The sequence below is a fragment of the Aeromonas sp. 600282 genome, assembly GCF_049175755.1.
Classification (GTDB): Bacteria; Pseudomonadota; Gammaproteobacteria; order Enterobacterales; family Aeromonadaceae; genus Aeromonas; species Aeromonas veronii_A.
Window position 1 is genome coordinate 34634 of record NZ_JAAKVR010000016.1, and the last position, 19802, is coordinate 54435.

A 19802-nucleotide genomic window follows, 5' to 3' on the forward strand; every position below is an offset into this window, starting at 1 on the left:
ATCCCGCCATCTGGCGGGATTTGGTAAGCAGTATCAGTGCTCGCGAGTCTGGCGGAACTCGACGTCCGGGTGGCGCTCCTGGGCCAGGCGCAGGTTGACCATGGTCGGTGCGATATAGGTGAGGTTGTCACCGCCATCGAGGGCCAGGTTGACCTCGTTCTTGCGCTTGAACTCTTCGAACTTCTTGACGTCGGTCCCTTCCACCCAGCGGGCGGTGGAGACGTTGACCGCCTCGTAGATGGCCTCGACGTTGTACTCGCTCTTCAGACGAGAAACCACCACGTCAAACTGCAGCACACCGACCGCACCGACGATGAGATCGTTGCTGATCAGCGGACGGAACACCTGTACCGCCCCCTCTTCGGAGAGCTGGACCAACCCCTTGAGCAACTGCTTCTGCTTGAGCGGATCGCGCAGGCGGATGCGGCGGAACAGTTCCGGTGCGAAGTTCGGGATACCGGTGAACTTGAGATCCTCACCCTGGGTGAAGGTGTCGCCGATCTGGATGGTACCGTGGTTGTGCAGACCGATAATGTCACCGGCGAAGGCGTCTTCCGCCTGCTCACGGTCACCGGCCATAAAGGTCACGGCGTCGGAGATGTTCACATCCTTGCCGATACGCACGTGGCGCATCTTCATGCCCTTGGAATAGGTGCCTGACACGATACGCATAAAGGCGATACGGTCGCGGTGCTTCGGATCCATGTTTGCCTGGATCTTGAACACGAAGCCGGAGAACTTCTCCTCGGTCGCCACCACTTCGCGGCTCTCGGCCTTGCGTGGCATGGGAGACGGCGCCCAGTCAGTCAGGCCATCCAGCATGTGGTCAACACCGAAGTTACCCAGTGCGGTACCGAAGAAGACCGGGGTCATCTCGCCAGCGATAAAGGCATCGTGATCGAACTCGGGAGAGGCGCCCTGCACCAGCTCCAGCTCATCACGCAGCTGCTGGGCCAGATCTTCGCCGACGGCGGCATCCAGATCCGGGTTGTTCAGCCCCTTGACCACCCGCTTCTCCTGGATGGTGTGGCCCTGACCGCTCTGATAGAGATAGGTCTCATCCTTGTAGAGGTGATAGACACCCTTGAAGGATTTGCCACAGCCGATAGGCCAGGTGATGGGGGCACACATGATCTTCAGCTCGCGCTCTACTTCATCCATCACTTCCATCGGATCGCGCACTTCGCGGTCCAGCTTGTTCATGAAGGTGAGGATGGGGGTATCACGCAGACGGGTGACTTCCATCAGCTTGCGGGTCCGGTCTTCAACACCCTTGGCGGCATCGATGACCATCAGGCAGCAGTCGACCGCGGTCAGGGTACGGTAGGTATCTTCGGAGAAGTCCTCGTGACCCGGGGTGTCAAGCAGGTTGACCAGACAATCGGCATAGGGAAACTGCATCACCGAGGTGGTGATGGAGATACCACGCTGCTTCTCCATCTCCATCCAGTCGGATTTGGCGTGCTGGCCCGAGCCACGGCCCTTGACGGTACCGGCGCGCTGAATGGCCTGTCCGAACAGCAGGACTTTCTCGGTGATGGTGGTTTTACCCGCATCCGGGTGCGAAATGATCGCAAAAGTGCGTCTCTTGGAGACTTCACTCAGAAATTCAGCTGACATAATTCAACGTTCTTCTATTGAGCGGTGGCATCAGCCACCGTGGGAATAAATCCGGAATGCCGCTCACGGCACATGTATACGCAACGAAAGCCACGCCAGCTGGCGTGTTGCCAACCTGGTGGAGAGAGGGAGGAGGGTTGCGTTACATGGGTCTTATCGCCTGAGTCAAAGCAAAATTGCGCGACATTATACCCGCGCGAGTGAAAAATACCCAGTCCGTCAGTCGTCTGTTTCCACCCGGTTGCGCCCGGCCCCTTTTGCCCGGTAGAGAGCCTCATCCGCACGCCGGATCAACGCGGCCAGATCCTGATCATCATCGCGCTGGCAGGCACACCCGATGCTGATGGTCACCGGATGGGACAAACCGGGCAACGCCCGTTGGCCGACCCTGGCGCGGATCCGCTCAGCCAAACGGGACGCCTCCTCCAGCCCCGTCTCCGGCAGCAGTGCCAAAAACTCCTCTCCACCGGTACGGCCCAGCAGATCCTGCTGCCGCAACTCTCTTGCCACCATTCTGGATACCCACTGCAGTACCCGGTCTCCCTGATGATGCCCCAGCAAATCGTTGATCCGCTTGAAGTGATCGATATCAAAAAGCAGCAGAGAAAAGGGCATTCGCTGCCTGCGGGCCAGCTCAAAGTGCTCGCGCCCATCCACCAGCACCCGACGCCGGTTATCGATGCCGGTCAGCTCATCGGTAAAGGCCAACCGATGCATCCGACGATTGCGCTCCAGCAACCACCTCATCGTCAGCAGAGCCACTCCACCGCAGAGCACCATCACCACCAGCAACCAGAAGCGACGCTCCTTGATCTGCGCCAGCTCCTGCCGCTGCAACTGCTGCTCGACCCGCAACCGCTTGTTCTCTTCCGCCTGGCGGGTCAGTTCAAACTGGCCGCGCACCCAGGCTGTACTCTGCTCTCGCTGCATCTGGTCGAGGCGCTGCTCTTGCACCAAATGATCCCGCAAGGCCGCCAGCGCAGCCGGATAGTCCCCTTGCAGCTCGAATGCTTCGCTGCGCACTGCGTAGAGATCCATCAGGTAACGAGTGTGCCCCTCAGCCTTCAGGATCGGTTCAATCTTCGCCAGTGCGCTCAAGGCCGGGACCGGATCCCGCATTTTCACCTGCAGTTTGGCCATTACCAGCTCGAGATGGGCGTGGAGGATAGGATCAACTTCAGGGGTGAGCACGCCTGCTGCCTGCGCCAGCAAGCGTCCGGCCTGCTCCAGGCGCGCCAGACCGAGCAGAGCCTCCGCCAGCATCACTTGACGATCCGCATGTTCAATCCGGTACTCGGGTTGTTGCAAAAAGGCGAGACTACGTTCGAGCTCCTGCTGCGCTTCCTGATAGCGCCCCGTCTCCAGATAGACCAGAGCCAGCTGCTCTCTCATCCTGGCCAAACCGAACCCGTCATGGTTGTGGGCAAAGTGTTCATGCAACCGGTTCAGGGTAGTGAGAGCCTCGGCATAGAGACCCATGCGGCGAAACGCGGCGGCAATCTCGAGCTGCGCCCGGTTATACCAGGTGGTCAATCCCAACCGTTCGTAGATGTCGTGCGCCCTAGTGAGATCCACCAGCCCCTGCCCTGACGCCCCCTGAAACGACAACATGGCTCCCCGGTGGGACAGCGCCAGCGCCTCCAGCTTGAGCACAGCGGCCTCCCCTGCCAACCGCAGCCCCTCATCATAATCCCGACGGGCTTGTGCCACCTCGCCGAGCAGCTGATTGAACCAGCCACGACAGATGAGCAACTCGGCAATGGCTGCGTCATCTCCCCGTTGTTGAGCCAGCACCAGTTGGCTGTCGGCATACGCAATCGCACGGCGAGACGCCTGGATGTCATCGGCAGATTGGGCCCAGCAAGCCAGACGACTGATCCGCATCAGCTGGGACGGTGGATAGTCGCTGCCATCCCGCAGCAAGCGAGCAACGCGCTCCCGCAGCAACTCGATAGGCTGATGGACCTGCTCCATCTCCTCCAGTTCATTTTCCAACTGCTCGGGGGACAAGGGTCTGGCTGCCAGCCCGAATACCGCCAGCAACAGCAGCAAGGCAAGTCGGCTCATAAACACTCCGGATGAATGGGGAAAGAGCAGCAGGCGACCCGATACCGGAAAATCACCCTGTAACAACGGCTGTAAAGGCTACCGCAAGGAGAGAGGACTTGAATGGGTTTCATCTCACATTTTACAGCAATATCATAACGTTGGAATGAGGAGGGGGATACAGAGCGAAAGAGGGGGCTGGCTCCCTCCCGGTAACTAATGATGCTGCCAGCGCCGCAGTAGCCGGCCGCGCAGACCGCAATCGAGCAGCCAGCTGTTGTCAAAGATCCGCAACAGTGCCGGTTTGGCGTGCCGGGACATGGCCACTGCGTGAAAGCGGGTCTGGCGCTGGCGATAGCGGTTCATCTGCTCGAGCAGGGCATGGGGCAGACTCTGAGCGATAAAGTCCGAAATAACCAGCACATCTGCCTTGGCAAAAGCGGGCTCATCGAGTTTGACCAGCGCCTTCTCCAGACAAGGCACCAGATCGGTACCACCGTGAAAGCTCATGGAGAGGAAGCGCTCCGCCTTGTCCAGTCCGGTATCGGCGGTGATCTCAAGGGTCGCCACCTCGGTAGAGAAGAGCATCAGGTAGCAACCGCGCTTCTCATCCATCGCCACCTTGAGCAGCGCAAGAAAGAGTGCCTTGGCACACTCCTCGGGATAGCCCCCCATGGAGCCGGAGGTATCGACACAGACGATAAAGGGGCCCCGCTGCTGCAACTGCTGCCCCCCCTGCTCCGGGGTGCGCAGCATGATGCGCTGGCGCGGCAAGGTGCCGCGTGACTGGTAACTGAGCAGGCGCCGCTCCAGATAGCGGCGGTAGAACTCCAGCTCCAGCTCCGGCAGCCCCAGCATCACCGCCTCGCTTGGCAGTAGCCGCATCAGGTCGCTCGCCTGGTGGATGCCCACCAGGTCGTCCGGCACATCGTCGCTGGGGGCGGGCTCCAGCTCCAGCACCTGAACCGGTGGCACCGGCTGCTCCTGCGCCCGGCGATCCCGCTCGCTGCGCCCGAGCAGAGCGGCAATCTCCGCCAGCAAGGGCTCGCGCTGCAACATACGGGCGTATTGCTTGACCAGCACCAGACTGCGTTTGTGCCAGTGCCCCTGCGCCAGATCCCAAAGACCACCGGCTGAGATCTGGTTCGGATCGAGGGCATCGGCCAGGGTGCGGCTCGCCAGCAGCTGATCTTCAATCTCCTGACGCTGCTTCTCCCGCTCCGCCTCGGCGATCTGCTGCTGCAGTTGCAGCAGGCTCCCCACCAGACTGGCGCGCCACTTATCGATAAAGAGCTGGCGCAGCCCCTCGGTGGGGTGAGCCATCAGCTGGCGAACCAGCGAACGGGCCTCACCGGCAAAGGGGCTGTAGTGATCCAGCGACTCCAGCAGGGCGGGCAAACGGCCTATCAGTTCGGTCATCGGCAACTGCCGGTGCGCCTGATAGAGCAGGTACTCCTGCTCCAGCGCCACCGGCACCGGCTTGTGACGGATCTCCTCGCCAAGCTGCTCACCCCAGCTCTGCAGGCGCTTTTTCAGCAGCTTGCCCTGCAGCGGGGAGCGCTTGATGAACTCGGAGATCTTGGGCGACGCAGCAAGCAAAAGAGCCACCTCCCCTGCCAGCTCCCCTTCACCGATCAGGAGCCCCAGATCCAGCATGCCAATCTCAAGCATGAGCGCTCCTTACTCGTCCAGCCTTGGCAACCGCTCGCGCCACTGTGTCAGCTCGCCGCGCAGCAGTTCAAGATCCCGGCTCAGCACGAAGAAGCTGTCTTCCACCTGTTGCAGCCAGCGCTGGGCAATAAAGAGGTGCTGCCGATGACGATCGAACAGAGTGCGCTGCTGTTTAAGCTCCTGCACCACCTTGCCAACCTGGGCAAGCAGCTCATCGAGCGCTTGCAGCCAGGGCTCCAGCACCACCTCAGGGATGGCGTTGCGCTCCATCAATACCAGCGGGATCTGCTGGCGCTGGATATCGAGCACCTGCAGGCGCAGCTCATCGTCAAGTACCAGCTCGTAGTGTCCCTCTTTCGGGTTGCCATATTGATAACCCACCAGCGCCTCACCGGTCGGATGCCAATGGGAAAGCAGGGTACGATCGAACACCAGGGTGCTGGTGAGACGCTCGGGATCGCTGCCATCCAGCGGGGCCGGGGTGAGCAGATGGAAGTGCACCTGCTTGCCAAAGGGTCTGGCGTTGGCGAGCGGGATCTCGATCCCCCTCGCCCGTCTGCCAAACCACTGCTTGCGCTTGCGCGCCTTGCAGCAGAGACGTTGTGCCACGCCCTGTTTGAGCTGTTTGAATTGATCCCGCAGGACAAGCAGCTGGCGGGTCAAGGCCAGTTGCTGATAACCGTAGAGACGGGAAAACTCGGTCATCATCTCCAGCAGGGCGGTGCGGGACTCCTCGTCGTGCCAGAGACAATCCTTGAACAGCAGCAGATCTACCGGTGCGACCTCATCGCGGCCATTGAAGAAGGCGCTCGCCTTGATGAGCCGTACCGCCTTCTTCCAGCGGCGATCCGACACATAACAGCGATGGGCCAGCTGGCTGTCTAGCTGCTGGCGCAGCTGATAGATAAGTTCGAAACAGGCATCCGGCAGGCGCACCAGCTCAATCTGGCTCTGCCACTGCTCGTACTCATCCCCCCGGATCTGCAGGGATTCCGGCAGATTCTGGTGGGCGTGACCGTCGCTGGCCAGCATGGATTGAAAGTTGGCTTTCTCCTGCACCCGGTCCATCCAGATCCGCACCAGCATCCGGTCGTAGAGCGCTTCCAGCCCGCTGTCCGGCGCCGGCAGCTCGTTGGAGGCGGTCACCAGCAGCCGCATGGGGATGGGATGCTGGCTATCACCATTGCGGAACTGCCGTTCGTTGATGGCGGTGAGCAGGGTGTTGAGAATGGCGGGACCCGCCTTCCAGATCTCGTCGAGGAACACCACCTCAGCCTCCGGCAGATAGCCGGCAGTGAGGCGCAGGTATTTGCCATCCTCTTTCAGCGCCTGAATGGAGAGGGGGCCAAATACCTCCTCCGGTGTGCTAAAACGGGTCATCAGATATTCAAAGTGGCGGGCGTCGTGAAAGGCCAGCTTGAGGCGACGGGCAATCAGACTCTTGGCGATACCGGGTGGCCCCAGCAAGAAGACACTCTCGCCACTGAGGGCTGCCAGCAGACCGAGGCGCAGGGCATCCTGCCGTTCATAAAGCCCCTCACCGAGGGCTGCCAGCAGCCGGGGCAGGCGCTCCTGGATGGGAATAAGACGCGCAGGGTTCTGGGCTTGAGCTAAAGACGACATAGAGAGTGTTCCGAAGCTGGGATGATGTTAGCCCCAAGGCGCGATATCCATTTGCTCGACCTTGGGTTTTGTCTTGTTATGATGTTTATTCTGGTATCTCTTGCCGCACAATACCCGCCTCTGGCAGGAAAAAACGCAAAGGCAGTGCGATACCGTATCGGCAGCGTGCTGCGCCCATGCATAGCCAGTGTCGTGATGGCACCATGCCCGCATGCGCCAGATGATGCGTTGCAAAGGGTGCAGCAAAAGCGGTTCGAGTGTACCCTGCGCAACACAATTTTCCCCAACGCAGATCAAGAGTGAGTCGCCCCAGATGCAAGATCCCGTTCGTCAGAGCATGTTGGCCCGCATGGGCATTCAAAGCTGGCAACTGCGTCGTCCGGCATTGCTGGGTGCAGATCTCGTACCCGAGCTTGCGCAAGATGCCGTGCAGCCCGACCAGACAGCACCGGCCACCCGCGCTCCGCTGCCCAGCGGCAAACTCTGGTTGCTGGCGCCTCAGCTGCCTGCCACCACGCTGCTGGCGGATATCTGCCAGCTGCTCGGCATGACCCCCGACGAGGTCTCACTGCTCAGCGAGCTGCCGCCTGCCGATCTGCAAACGGCGGATGCCTCACCGCTGCTCTGGCTGACGGAGGCCAACCCGGAACGACCCGATGCGTTGATCTGTCCGCTGGCCCCCAGTGCCGCACAAAAGCGCGCCCTGTGGCAACAACTACGCCGACACCTGGCGAACAGTACGGCATGATCATGCCTTCAACGCCCTCTTGGAAGCCGCTCTTTTTACCTGATTTTACAAAAGTCGTCTTTGCCAACCCCGACATCCTCCACCCAGTCACCCGGAGTCAACATGCCTGAGTTTCGTCCCCTGCTCGAAGCCGATTTCGACCTTGTCTATCCCATAGAGCAGGCCGCCCACAAGGAGCCCTGGAGCCAGGCCAACCTGCTATCCTGCTTCGGTCCTCGCTATCTCAACGGCTTGATGCTGGTCGATGGTCGCCCGGCCGGCTTCTATATCTCGGATCTGGTGGCCGGAGACAGCTCGCTGATGAATATCTGTGTCCACCCCGAATTTCAGGGCAAGGGGTTGGGACGGACACTGCTGCAAGCCTACCTGACTCGCAGCAAACAAGCCGGGGCAGAGGCCTGGTTTCTCGAGGTGCGGGCAGGCAACCAGACCGCCATCAACCTCTACGAGAGCGCCGGCTTTGCCGAGTATTGCCGCCGCGCCGACTACTACGGCACCGGCAATGATCGGGAAGATGCGGTACTGATGTCCCGCCTGTTCGACTTCAGCTGATCCCGCCTCAATCGAGGGGGGCATTGTCCATCGCCGGATCCTGCAAGGAGAGAGTGGTGTGAACCACCGCCTCGAATCCGGCGGCGGAAAGCGGCATATAGAAGCCCCGCAGCCAGGTTTTCCCCGGCATCCAGATCTGCTGTATATCCACCACTATCTTGATCGGTTTGAGGGGTTGACCCGGCTGCTGGATATAGATGCCGGGCGGTGTGGCCACCTTGGGAAAACGGCGCAGGATCTGTTCACTACCATCCCCCTTGCCCGGATTGAGCCGCACCTTGACCAATCGGCTCAACGGCACTCTCATCTCTTCACTGCGCCAGAAGCGTTCGTTCAATGCCTTGCAGCGACGGCACTTGGGGGTCTCCAGCACATAGAGCAGCGGATAGCCCAGCGCCAATGCCTGCTGTTGGGCCTGCTGGTATCCCTCCGCCCCTTCATACCAGGGATTCGCAGGCTGCTGTGTCTTGCCCAGAAAGTACCAGGCCGCCCCGCCCCCCACCATCATGAGCCCGATCACGGCCAATGCCCCTTTCATCCATAGATTCATATCGTTAACTCTCCCTTTGCTCCTTTGCAGTATCGGCCACTCTGCACAAAGGAAGAGCTATTTGCACTCTTTGTGATCCAAGACAAACAGCGAACACTTGTAAGCTGTAATCTTGGAGTTTAAACTCTAGCCCGATTTTTAGTGCCCTCGCGGGCGTACAACTGTAATTAAAGGATGTTTAACTGATGCCGAAGCTTCATCTGGTTCGACTGATGCGTGAACGTATTGCCCAGCTTGGCAACAAGGCTGCCCTGCGGGTTCAGCAAGATGGCCAGTGGCGCGCCATCGGCTGGCGTACTCTGGGCCAGGCCATGGACTACTGCGCACAGGCGCTGATCCGTGCCGGCCACCAGCCAACCGAAATGGTCGGCATCTATGCCCGCAACATGCCGGAGTGGACCCAGGCCGATCTCGGCATCCTTGCCGCCCGCGGCGTCAGCGTCCCTATCTACCCCACCAGCACGCTCGATCAGCTGCGCTACATCGTCAAAGATGCCGGCATCAAGGTGCTGTTCGTTGGCGAACAACCTCAGTTCGATCAGGCGCTGCAACTGATTGAAAGCGGCGAGATCCGCCAGCTCATCGCCCTCGACGGCAGCGTCAACTTGCGCGGCTGCGAGCAGGCGAGCCACTTCCAGACATTTCTGGTCTCCGGCAACCATCAGCCCAGCGAGCAGGAACTGCGAGTACGGGAAACCCAGTACCGGATGGATGATCTGCTGACCCTGATCTACACCTCCGGCACCACAGGCGAGCCCAAGGGGGTCATGCTCGACTTCAGCAACATCGCCGCCTGTTTCGAGATGCACAACAGCCGCCTCGACCTGAACGAGCAGGATGTGTCGCTCTGCATGCTGCCGCTCAGCCACGTGTTCGAGCGGGCATGGAGCTACTACGTGCTCTATTGCGGCGCCGAGAACGTCTATATCCGCGATCCGCAGAAGGTGATGGATGTGATTGGCGAGGTGCAGCCGACCGTGATGTGCGCCGTGCCGCGCCTCTACGAGAAGGCCTATGCCATGATCCAGGCCAAGGTGGCTCAGGCTCCGGCTCTGCGCCGCGCCCTGTTTGGCTGGGCGACCCGGGTCGGAAAACAGATGGTTGCCACCCGTCAGGCGGGCAAGTCCGCTTCCCCGCTGCTCTACGGCCAGCTCTGGCTTGCCGAGCGACTGGTGTTTCGCAAGCTGCGCGCCCGCTTCGGCGGCCGCACCCGCTTTCTGCCGGTGGCGGGCGCCCGTCTGGCCGACGATGTGAACCTCTTCTTCCAGGCGATGGGGCTCAATCTCAAGTACGGCTACGGCATGACCGAGACCACCGCCACCGTCTGCTGCTACGAAGAGAGCCAGTTCAAGCTCGGCTCCATCGGCACGGCACTCAACGGCATCGAAGTGAAGCTGGGTGAGAACAACGAGTTGCTGGTGCGCTCGCCCACCGTGATGCGCGGCTACTACAACAAACCGGAAGCCACCGCAGAAGTGATGACCGAGGATGGCTTCCTGCGTACCGGCGATGCCGGTGAGCTCGACAGCCAGGGCAATATCTACTTCACCGAGCGCCTCAAGGAGCTGATGAAGACCTCCAACGGCAAGTACGTGGCCCCGCAACTGGTGGAAGGGACCATCGGCAAGGATCGCTTTATCGAGCAGATCGCCATCGTCGCCGATGCCCGCCACTTCGTCTCGGCGTTGATCGTCCCCTGCTTCGAGTCGCTGGAGGAGTACGCCCGCTCCATCAACCTGCAGTACCAGTGCAAGACCGAGCTGCTGCGCCACTCCCGGGTAATGGAGTTCTTCGAAGCACGCATCGCCGACTTGCAAAAAGAGCTGGCCAAGTTCGAGCAGGTGAAGAAGTTCACCCTGCTGCCGAGCGCCTTCTCCATGGAGCTGGGTGAACTGACCCCCACCATGAAGCTGCGCCGCAAGATCATCGAAGCCAAGTATCAGAGCGAAATCGAGGCCATGTATAACCACGTCTGATATCGCTCAGGTTCAGAGAAATAAAAAAGCCGCTCACTCGAGCGGCTTTTTGTTGGCACCTTGGTTGGTACGAACCCGCCTTCAGGCCGTAGTGGTATTGGTACCGAAGTAGTCGGCCAGGAAGTCATCGAACGACAGGCTGTCGCTGCGCTCGCGCTCCCGCTGCTTGGCCAGCGAATCCTTCGCCTCACCGGCAAAGTAGGCCTCATCCCAGTACTGCAGCTCCCCTGCCAGCAGCTCCTCGCGATAGCGGGTCGCCAGCTTGTCGCCATAGCAGCCGTTGTCCTTGCCGCTCTCCAGCAGCTCCTTGAGCATGCGGGCGGAATAGGTGAGCTCGGGGTTGAGCAGCTTCTCGCGATGCATCGCCAGCGTCTCGCGATAGCGGTTGCGGCCGCAGCAGCGATCCAGCAGATCGGCCACCTGAGCCAGCTCGTCGAACAGTTTGAGGCCGTACTCTTTGAGGCCAATGGCATTGCCCTGCTCATCTTCCAGCGTCAGGCCGGGACGACGCCCTTCCAGCACCACCTTGTTCTGGTTGCGGCGGTTGCGGGCAATCTCCTCGTCACTCAGCACCGGAGAGGGGCGCAGCAGACACCAGACCAGGAACAGGTCGAAGAAGCGGATCTGATCCGCATCGATGCCGAGCGGGGTGAAGGGGTTGACGTCCACGGTGCGCAGCTCGATGTATTCGATGCCGCGCTGATCCAGCGCATCCGAGGGCTTCTCGCCGCTGCGCGGGGTGCGCTTGGGGCGGATCGGGGCGTATAGCTCGTTCTCCAGCTGCAACACGTTGTCGTTGAGCTGACGATACTCCCCATCCACCTTGACCCCGATCTTGGCAAAGTCGGGATTGTGGGTGTTGATGGCGCGGCGCAGGCTGCTGACATAGGCTGGCAGGCTGTCGTGGCTGATCTTGAGCCCAGCCTGGGCGCTGTTGGTGTAACCGAGATCGGAGAGACGCAGCGCGGTGGCGTAAGGCAGATAGAGGGTACCCTTGCCGGTATTCTCGAACGGCAGGTTGCTCTTGCGCCCTTTGAGGAAGGATTCGCAGATGGCCGGGGAGGCGCCGAACAGATAGGGCACCAACCAGCCGAAACGGTAGACGTTGCGAATAAGCCCCATGTATTTATCGGAGATAAAGCGCTGGCTGCAGCACCCTTCGCACACCAGATCCTGCCACTCGCTCCAGAAGCTGTCTGGCATGGAGAAGTTGAAGTGCACCCCGGCGATCACCTGCATCAGGCTGCCGTAGCGGTTCTTCAAGCCCTGACGGTAGAGGGTCTTCATCCGGCCGATGTTGGAGCTGCCGTACTGGGCCAGCCGGATACTCTCTTCCCCGCCGACGAAGCAGGGCATGGAGAGCGGCCAAATCCGCTCATCACCCAGATGCTGAATCACATGGTGATGGATGTCGCCGAGCTGCTCCATCAGGCTGTCGATGGAGTCGGTGGCCGGGGTGATGAACTCCAGCAGGCTCTCCGAGTAGTCGGTGGTGATATTGGGATGGGTCAGGGCCGAGCCCAGCGCCCGGGGATGGTCACTCTGGGCGAGTCGGCCATCCGGCGTGATGCGCAGGCATTCACGCTCGATCCCGCGCCGGATCCCCTTGAGCGCGGTGAGGCGCTCCGGTGATCCCAACGCATTCAGCAACTCGGTGAGCGACAAGCTTGTTGTAGTCATATTCACGGCTCATGTGAGGCCGCCCCATCCGGGGCGGCTCTTGATTTTTATAAAGCGTCAGTTACGGCAACTGCAGCGGATAGATGGGAAGATGAAGCTCCTTCAGGGGTTTTTCAAGCTTTTGCTTGTCTCCCACCACCACGATCACCATGTCGGCCGGATTGAGCCAACGGGCGGCACTGGCCTTCAGCGCCTCGGGCGACACCGTTTTGATCAGGTTGTTCTGGGCCTGCACATAGTCCGGTTTCAGGTCATACATCACCATCTGCAGCAGGAAGCCCGCCTTCTGGCCCAAGGTCTCGTAAGAGAGAGCATCCTGCTGGGAGACCGCGCTGCGCATATAGGCCAGCTCGACCGGGGTCGGGCCGCTCTTGCGGTAGTTGTCCATCTCCTTGAGGAACTGGCGAATGGCATCCACGGTCGCATCGGCCCGCACATTGGCGCCGGTGGCGAAGGTGCCCACCTCGCGGTTGGCGGAGAAACCCGAGCTGGCGCCGTAGGTGTAGCCCTTGTCTTCCCGCAGGTTGAGGTTGATGCGGCTGTTGAAGTTGCCACCCAGGTTGAAGTTCATCAGCCCGGCGGTGAAGTAATCCCCCGTGGTATCAAACGGCATGGCGCGGCGGCCGATGCGGATCACCGACTGGGGCGCCCCCGGCTTGTCGACCAGATAGATGCCCGGCTTGGCCTGCTCACCCTTGAGCTTGAGATCTCCCAGAGTCGGCGTGGCTCCCTTCCACTCGGTCAGGAAGCCAAGTTGCTCCTCGATCTGCTTCTGGTCCACATCACCGACCACCACCACTTTGGCGTTGGTGGGGTTGTAGTAGGCCTGATAGAAGTGCTTCACGTCCGCCAGGGTCAGCTTGGCCACATCGGCCGCTACCCCGTCGGTAGGTTGACCGAGGCGGTTCTGCTTGCCGTAGACCAGTTCGCGGAACGCCTGCCCGGCCAGCCACTCGGGCTGCTGCTGGGCCTGTTGCATCCCTTGCAGCAGCTGCGCCTTGACCCGTTCGAAGTCCGCCTCCCGCATGCCCGGGCGCTCCAGCACCTCGCGCACCAGCGCCAGGGTCTGGGGCAACTTGTCCGCCAGCGAGCTGACGGTGATGAGGTTGTTGTACTGGGCGCTGGAGACATCGATGCTTGAGCCCAGCTTTTGCAGCTCATCGCTCAGCTGAGCCTCGGTCAGGCGCACCGTGCCCTGCCCCATCATGGCGGCAGTCAGATTGGCCAGCCCCAGTTGCCCCTTATCTTCGGCACGAATGCCGCCCGGCAGGGCAATCATGATGGAGACGGCGGGGATCTCGTCACTCTTGGTACCGATGATCTCGATGTTCTTGTCGAGCTTGCCGTGCCAGATGGCGGGCACCTTGACGCTCACCGCCTCACTCGCCTTGGGTTGCACGCTGCGATCGAAATTGTCTTTTACCGGTCGTTCGGCCAGCGCCTCGTCATGCTTGCTGTAATCCGGCAGCTCGCGCTTGGCGGGGGTAAAGTTCGGGGTGGCAACCTGCCACTCTGTCTTGCCCTTGGGCACCACGCTCAGCACCACCGCCGGCTTGTCGGCGATGAACTTGTCGTAGGCGGCCTTCACCTGCTCCGGTGTCACCTTGCCGATGGCATCCAGCGTCTTGAACACATAGTTGGGATCCTGGGCAAACACCTGACCCATGGCGAGCTGGCTCACCTTGCCGGAGACGCTATCCAGACCCCAGATGGCTGAGGCGCGGTACTTGGCGATCGCCTTCTCCAGATCTTCCGGCTTGAGGCCGCGCTGGGCGAACTCGCCGATCACCTTGTCCACCTCCCCCTTGAGGGTCTTGAGGCTGCCATCCACCGACGGATTGGGATAGGCGTAGACGGTCAGGGTACAGGCCAGCTCTTCGCAGTAGTGGGACGCCCCCACATCGATCGCCTTGCCGGTTTTAACCAGCGACTGATAGAGCATGGAGCTGGCGGAACCGCCGAGCACGTCGGCAAACATGTCGAGCGCAGGCTCCTGCGGATCGCCAAGGGATACGGTGGGGTAACTGATATAGAGCAGCGGCAGGTGCACCTTGTCCTGCAGCGTCACGTAGCGGGTCTCGGGCAGAGTCACCGGCTTTGGCGTCGGCTCGGCCACGTCCGGACCGCGCGGGATGGAGCCGAAGTACTTCTCGATCCATTCGAGGGCCTGCTTGCTGTCAAAGTCGCCGCCCAGAGTCAGGGTGGCGTTGTTGGGGCCATACCAGCGCAGGAAGAACTGCTTGAGGTCGTTCACATCGACCCGGTCGAGATCTTCCACGTAACCGATAGGCTGCCAGGAGTAGGGGTGAGTACGTGGATAGAGCGCCTCCCCCACCTTCTCGCTCACCAGCCCGTACGGCTGGTTGTCGACCCGCTGGGCCCGCTCGTTCTTGACGGTGGCGCGCTGGATCTCGAACTTCTTCTGGCTCACCGCATCGAGCAGAAAGCCCATTCGATCCGCCTCCAGCCAGAGCACTTTTTCCAGCTGGTTGGCAGGCACAGTCTCGTAGTAGTTGGTGCGGTCCTTGTTGGTGGTGCCATTCATGTCACCACCGGCCTCGTTGATGATCCGCATATGCTCCTGATCACCGACGTGTTTCGAGCCCTGGAACATCATGTGCTCGAAGAAGTGGGCGAAACCGGACTTGCCGACCGTCTCGCGGGATGAACCGACGTGATAGGTCACATCGAGGTGCACCAGCGGATCGGAGCGATCGGGGGCCAGGATCACGGTCAGGCCGTTGTCCAGCTTGTACATCTGGTAGGGGATGGCGAGCTTGCCCTCCTCCTTGCCCTGTTCGGCGATCAGGGTCGGTGCCGCCAGCACCGGCAGGGTGAAGCCCAGCAGAATCGTTAAAGGTATGACTTTGTTCACGGTAACCTCGTGAGTGACAAAAACAGGCTAGAAAATGTGACTGGCCAGCAGAAAAACCAGGGCATAACGGAACAATTTGCCGAGCCCGATCAGAATGAGAGAGCGCCAGAAGGAGAGGCGCAGCCAACCGGCCAACAGACAGAGACCATCACCGACCACCGGCGTCCAGGCAAGCAGCAGACACCAGTGACCATGTTGTTTGAGCCAGCCTAAGGCTTTTTGTTCCCCACGGCCTTGAAAATCTTCCGGTTTTTTCTTGAAGGTGGCGAGCCAGCCGAGCCACCAGGTGGTCATGGAGCCGAGGGTATTGCCCAGCGTCGCCCACAGCAACAGGCTCGCCATGCTCCACTCCCCCTTGGCCACCATGGCCCCCAGCAGCACTTCGGAGCTGCCGGGCAGCAGGGTGGCGGAGGTAAAGGCGCTTAAAAAGAGCCACCCCAGCCCCATCTCCATCATCTCGCTCATCCGGGATAGCCATCGGCCGCAGGCATGCGCAGCAGCAGCTTGCCGCGTACATGGCCCCCTTCGATGGCCTGATGGGCCAGCGCCCCCTCAGCCAGAGCGAACTCACCGGCTAGGGTGACCTTCACCTCCCCCTGACGCAGCAGCATCAACATCTGACCCAGCTGCTTCTGGTCGGGGTGAACCAGCATGCCGACCACCTCGATACCCGCCGCAGCCCCAGCATCCTTGATCTGCTGGGCGGTAATGGTAGGCACAGTCACCAGGCGGCCACCCGGTTTGACGCAGGCCAGCGCCGCCTTGCCGCTCTCGCCGCCCACCAGATCCAGCACCAGATCGACCTGACTGGCCTCTGCCACCACCCGTGCTGGCCAGTTCGCATCATGGTAATCCACCATCCAGCGCGCCCCCAGTGCGTGCAGGAAGCCATGGTTGTCGGGGCTGGCGGTGGCCACCACCTCGGCGCCATAAGCGCTGGCAAACTGCACCGCCAGATGGCCGACGCCACCGGCACCGGCGAGGATCAAGACCCGCTGACCGCTCTGGAGGCCGCCGTGCTCAAGCAGCCCCTGCCAGGCGGTGAGACCGGCCAGCGGCAGCGCCGCCCCCTGCTGCAGGCTCACTCCGTCGAGCTTGACCAGCTCGCCTTCGCTTGCCACCACAGACTCCCCGTAGCCACCGGCAGCGAGGGGAAAACCGACCATGCCGCACACCAGATCCCCCTCGACCAGCGAGGTCACGCCGGGGCCTATCTTCTCCACCACGCCGGAGATGTCATAACCCGGTGTCCAGGGCAGCTTGTCCTTGTTCTGGGCCGCCGCCCAGCCAAGACCGGCGCGGGTTTTGGCATCGATGGGATTGACCCCCGCAAAGCAGATGCGTACCCGCACTTCGCCATCGGCTGGCACCTTATCGAGGGAAGGGTTGAGCTTGAGTACCGAGGGGTCACCGAATGCGGTAATCTGTAGTTGCGTCATTGCACAATCCATCCTGTTGATTGATCAAGGGTCAACAGAATAACAGCGAGGACACCATGGCTCGAATGTTTCTTATTCCTCTGTTGCTGGCACTGGGGTGGTGGGCATTTCTGCTCTACTTCCGCATCCCGCTCAAACAGGGGGCCAAGGGGTTTTACTGGATCATCGGCATCGGTGGCGGACTGGCCGCCTTCCTCAGCCTGATGATGGTGCTGACTCACTGAGTGCCACAGCCACTCGATAACGAAAAAGGCCACCGCGTTCCGGTGGCCTTCTCACTATCCGGGTTGCTGCTCCAGCGCCGGATTTAGGTAGTAGTGTCGATTGCTCCCCTGCCCCAGCACCCCTTGCGACAGCAGATGGTGGAACACCCGATCCACCTCCTCCAGCGAGAGTGACAAAGCCTGTGCCACCGAGCGTTTGCTGCACTTGAGCTCACCGCTCACCAGCGCACCGCGCACCTGCGCCAGCACCTCGGGGGCGGGCTCGGGCGGCAGCATGGGCTCAGGCTGGGCTGCCATCGCCAACTCTGCCTGCGCCTCTCTGCGAGCTTGATCCTGCTGCCAGCGCCACATCCGGCGAAAGCGGTTCTCCTCGCCGATCAGGCTGACGAAGAAGGCGCCGAACACGTCGAGCAGCACCGAGAGGAAGCAGACCAGCAGGAACTGCACCTGGCTAATGCTCATCCCGACCCCGTCCGCCAGACTGCTCATCAGCCCCAGCATGGAGGATTGCTCATTGACCGGCTTCGCATCGCGCTGCTGACGCAGCTCATCCTGCTGCAAGCGCAGCTTGGTGTTGGCATGCTGCAACGAGGAGACGCCACTGGAGATGCGCTCCAGCTCGATATATTTGCGGGCTGCCTCTTCGTTGAGCTGGATCTGCCGCTCGATGCTGGCGATCTGCTCGTCGAAACGGGCGAGCTCCCGCTCGTGGCGCGCCTGCTGGCTCAACACCGTATTGGTGGCGCTGTTGATGCCACCGATACTGCCGCCGATGGAGATGGCCGCCAGCACGCTGTAAAACAGCAGCGACCAGAGAGCACCACTCAAATCCCGCCGTGCCTTGCGCTCGCCGTACTCGTACCAGACGTAAAACTTGCCCAGCTCGAAGATGATGGCCAAGCCGCCGAACAGCCACTTCATCAGCGGGTTGTCATCGATGGAGAGGAACAGCAGCAGGGAGAAGATAATGGAGGCCAGAATGGCCAATCCGGTGAAACTGTATACCGTCGTCAGAGCGAACCACCCCTTGGGGTAGCGCTGTGTGGAGGAGTCCTGTGTGGTCATGATGAAGGGGTGTGCTATGCAGGAAAAGTTGGCTGCCGATTATAGTCGCCAGACTCGCACAGAGAAGGGCAAATGACTGAATTCCTTCAGATTGGCAACCAGCTGCCCAGAGTGCGACCAAAACGGACAAATCGGCAGCAGAAAAGCGATACAATTCCTCCCTGACTTGATCATGTGGTGAGATGAGGTGCGATTCCGCCCGGGTTCAGCCCAGATCCGTACACTCATCCACCGTTGCAATTATCCGAGGCCATCATGAACAGTACGACCACCTTGCTACTCTCCCTTCTTCTGGTTACCGGCGGCGCCGCTGCGACACAGCAATATCCAGAGAGCGGTGGCACCGAATTTTCCGTCGATGAGCTTAAATTCAATCTGGACTGGGATGACAAACAGTTCGGCTGGACCCAGAACGACTGCCTCACTCTGGATATCGGGGAGACCTCCACCGTCGACTGCAAGGCGGTCAAATTCAATCTGGAAGATGAAGAGAATCGCAACCAGCCACCGAAAACCAACCAGGTCCCTGCCAACTCGCAGAGCGACCAGTAACAACAGGAGTACCCTTGCGATGACCCAAGCTAAACACAACCCCGTTATCCGACGCGGCGCCCTGCTGCTTTCCCTGCTCATGGCGCACGGCATCGCGGTTGCGGCACCGCCAAGCAAAAATAGCGATGGCATCAAGATCTCCGGTGATGACATCAAGATCAATCTCGACTGGGATGACAAGGAGTACGACTGGTGGCAAGACAACTGTCTGGATCTTGGCATTGGCGACAGCCGGATCAAACTCAACTGCGACAAGATGGATGGCAAGTACCGGGATCACTACAACCGCAGCATCCACAGCGGCAATAACCCGGGACAGGGTCACGACAAACAGAAGGATAAATACAAGGGTAACGGCAAGAAAAACTGACCCCCCCTTTCCTTATCCAGCAGGGGCCTGGCGCCCCTGTGCTGATTGTTTTACCAATAATTCTCCGCACTGATATTGCCCGGTGCCCGCCGCAGATTCTTGGCCAACCCCAGCGCCAGCAAGGTTTGCTGGGTCTCTTTCACCATCTCCGGATTGCCGCAGATCAGCACTTGGCTCAGCTCGGGTGAGAACTCCAACCCCACTCTAGCCTGCAGCTGACCATTGGCGATAGCCGCCGGGATCCGCCCTGCCATTGCATCGGGCCAAGGCTCGCGGCTGACAAAGGGGACATAGCAAAAACGCTCGCCATATTGCTCGGCAAAGCTGGCGATCAAATCCTGATAGCTCAGCTCTTCGCCTTTGCGCACCCCGTGCACCAGCACCAGATTCTCGAAACGGTTGAAGGCTTCCCCATCTGCCAACATGGAGAGGAAGGGGCCGATGGCAGTGCCAGTCGAGAGCAGCCAGAGATCGCGCCCGGCGGGCACCTCATCCAGCGTCAGGAAGCCGGTGGCCTGGGATTGCACCAGCAATGTATCGCCCGCTTGCAGCAAGCCAAGGGACGGAGTCAGCTCACCGCTCGGGATCTCGACCAGATAGAACTCGTGGTATGGCGCAGAGGGGGGATTGACGAAGGAGTAGGCGCGCTGAATGCGGCGATCGCCCTGCTCGAGGGCCAGCTTGGTGAATTGGCCTGCCTTGTAGGGGACCAGCTCGGCCGCTACCCGCAGGGAGAACAGGGTGGGTGTCCATTCGATGCGTTCGATGACGCGACCTTCTACCCAAGCCATAATGATCTCCTCCAGTGGAA

17 protein-coding genes are annotated in these 19802 nt (G+C 60.7%); 6 read left to right on the forward strand and 11 right to left on the reverse strand.

Going from position 1 to position 19802, the window contains the following annotated elements; translation table 11 throughout:
• Nucleotides 1-33: 33 nt before the first annotated feature.
• The 4 genes from prfC to G5137_RS15295 form a co-directional block, all read right to left on the reverse strand.
• Nucleotides 34-1620 carry a peptide chain release factor 3 gene (prfC, locus tag G5137_RS15280; RefSeq protein WP_005340517.1) on the reverse strand — a complete coding sequence of 529 codons (1587 nt, stop codon included), beginning with the start codon at nt 1618-1620 and terminating at the stop codon, nt 34-36.
• A gap of 219 nt (nt 1621-1839) precedes the next feature.
• Complete coding sequence (locus G5137_RS15285) at nt 1840-3687, reverse strand: diguanylate cyclase (protein WP_421255632.1); 1848 nt, start codon at nt 3685-3687, stop codon at nt 1840-1842.
• Between the two features lie 195 nt (nt 3688-3882).
• Nucleotides 3883-5337, reverse strand: coding sequence for an ATPase RavA stimulator ViaA (gene viaA, locus G5137_RS15290; RefSeq protein WP_421255633.1), 1455 nt, complete (start codon nt 5335-5337; stop codon nt 3883-3885).
• 9 nt (nt 5338-5346) lie between these two features.
• Nucleotides 5347-6960, reverse strand: coding sequence for an ATPase RavA domain-containing protein (locus tag G5137_RS15295; protein ID WP_421255634.1), 1614 nt, complete (start codon nt 6958-6960; stop codon nt 5347-5349).
• Nucleotides 6961-7273: 313 nt separating this feature from the next.
• Here G5137_RS15295 and G5137_RS15300 point away from each other — a divergent pair, with 313 nt between their 5' ends.
• Nucleotides 7274-7708, forward strand: coding sequence for a DNA polymerase III subunit psi (locus G5137_RS15300; protein ID WP_257696323.1), 435 nt, complete (start codon nt 7274-7276; stop codon nt 7706-7708).
• Nucleotides 7709-7810: 102 nt separating this feature from the next.
• Entirely contained in the window at nt 7811-8260 is a 450-nt protein-coding gene (rimI, locus tag G5137_RS15305; protein WP_216952883.1) for a ribosomal protein S18-alanine N-acetyltransferase, read from the forward strand.
• 7 nt (nt 8261-8267) lie between these two features.
• Here rimI and G5137_RS15310 read toward each other — a convergent pair whose 3' ends face one another.
• Entirely contained in the window at nt 8268-8768 is a 501-nt protein-coding gene (locus G5137_RS15310; protein ID WP_406596058.1) for a hypothetical protein, read from the reverse strand.
• Nucleotides 8769-8995: 227 nt separating this feature from the next.
• Here G5137_RS15310 and G5137_RS15315 point away from each other — a divergent pair, with 227 nt between their 5' ends.
• Nucleotides 8996-10786 (forward strand): AMP-dependent synthetase/ligase, encoded by a 1791-nt coding sequence (locus G5137_RS15315; protein WP_421255635.1) that lies wholly within the window; start codon nt 8996-8998, stop codon nt 10784-10786.
• 81 nt (nt 10787-10867) lie between these two features.
• On the opposite strand, the gene gshA is transcribed toward G5137_RS15315, so the two are convergent.
• From gshA to G5137_RS15335, 4 genes are all read right to left on the reverse strand, one after another.
• The gene (gshA, locus tag G5137_RS15320) at nt 10868-12466 is read right to left on the reverse strand and encodes a glutamate--cysteine ligase (protein ID WP_216976905.1); all 1599 of its coding nucleotides are present in this window, start codon (nt 12464-12466) and stop codon (nt 10868-10870) included.
• Between the two features lie 61 nt (nt 12467-12527).
• Nucleotides 12528-15341 (reverse strand): M16 family metallopeptidase, encoded by a 2814-nt coding sequence (locus G5137_RS15325; RefSeq protein WP_236375967.1) that lies wholly within the window; start codon nt 15339-15341, stop codon nt 12528-12530.
• A gap of 27 nt (nt 15342-15368) precedes the next feature.
• The gene (locus G5137_RS15330; protein WP_042656294.1) at nt 15369-15806 is read right to left on the reverse strand and encodes a YqaA family protein; all 438 of its coding nucleotides are present in this window, start codon (nt 15804-15806) and stop codon (nt 15369-15371) included.
• The gene (locus G5137_RS15335) at nt 15803-16780 is read right to left on the reverse strand and encodes an NADP-dependent oxidoreductase (protein ID WP_421255636.1); all 978 of its coding nucleotides are present in this window, start codon (nt 16778-16780) and stop codon (nt 15803-15805) included. Before G5137_RS15335 ends, G5137_RS15330 begins: the two co-directional genes overlap by 4 nt.
• A 56-nt stretch (nt 16781-16836) precedes the next feature.
• On the opposite strand from G5137_RS15335, the gene G5137_RS15340 reads away from it, so the two are divergent.
• Nucleotides 16837-17004: a hypothetical protein gene (locus tag G5137_RS15340; protein ID WP_005308905.1), complete on the forward strand. Its 168-nt coding sequence runs from the start codon at nt 16837-16839 to the stop codon at nt 17002-17004.
• Between the two features lie 54 nt (nt 17005-17058).
• On the opposite strand, the gene G5137_RS15345 is transcribed toward G5137_RS15340, so the two are convergent.
• Nucleotides 17059-18069, reverse strand: a complete 1011-nt coding sequence (locus tag G5137_RS15345; RefSeq protein ID WP_139494909.1) for a Preprotein translocase subunit SecY — start codon at nt 18067-18069, stop codon at nt 17059-17061.
• A 255-nt stretch (nt 18070-18324) separates the two neighbouring features.
• Here G5137_RS15345 and G5137_RS15350 point away from each other — a divergent pair, with 255 nt between their 5' ends.
• Nucleotides 18325-18621, forward strand: coding sequence for a hypothetical protein (locus tag G5137_RS15350; protein ID WP_139494910.1), 297 nt, complete (start codon nt 18325-18327; stop codon nt 18619-18621).
• Nucleotides 18622-18640: 19 nt separating this feature from the next.
• A complete protein-coding gene (locus G5137_RS15355) occupies nt 18641-18991 on the forward strand; it encodes a hypothetical protein (protein WP_421255637.1) in 351 nt (116 codons plus the stop codon).
• 50 nt (nt 18992-19041) lie between these two features.
• On the opposite strand, the gene G5137_RS15360 is transcribed toward G5137_RS15355, so the two are convergent.
• Nucleotides 19042-19782: a ferredoxin--NADP reductase gene (locus G5137_RS15360; protein WP_201953778.1), complete on the reverse strand. Its 741-nt coding sequence runs from the start codon at nt 19780-19782 to the stop codon at nt 19042-19044.
• Nucleotides 19783-19802: the final 20 nt, after the last annotated feature.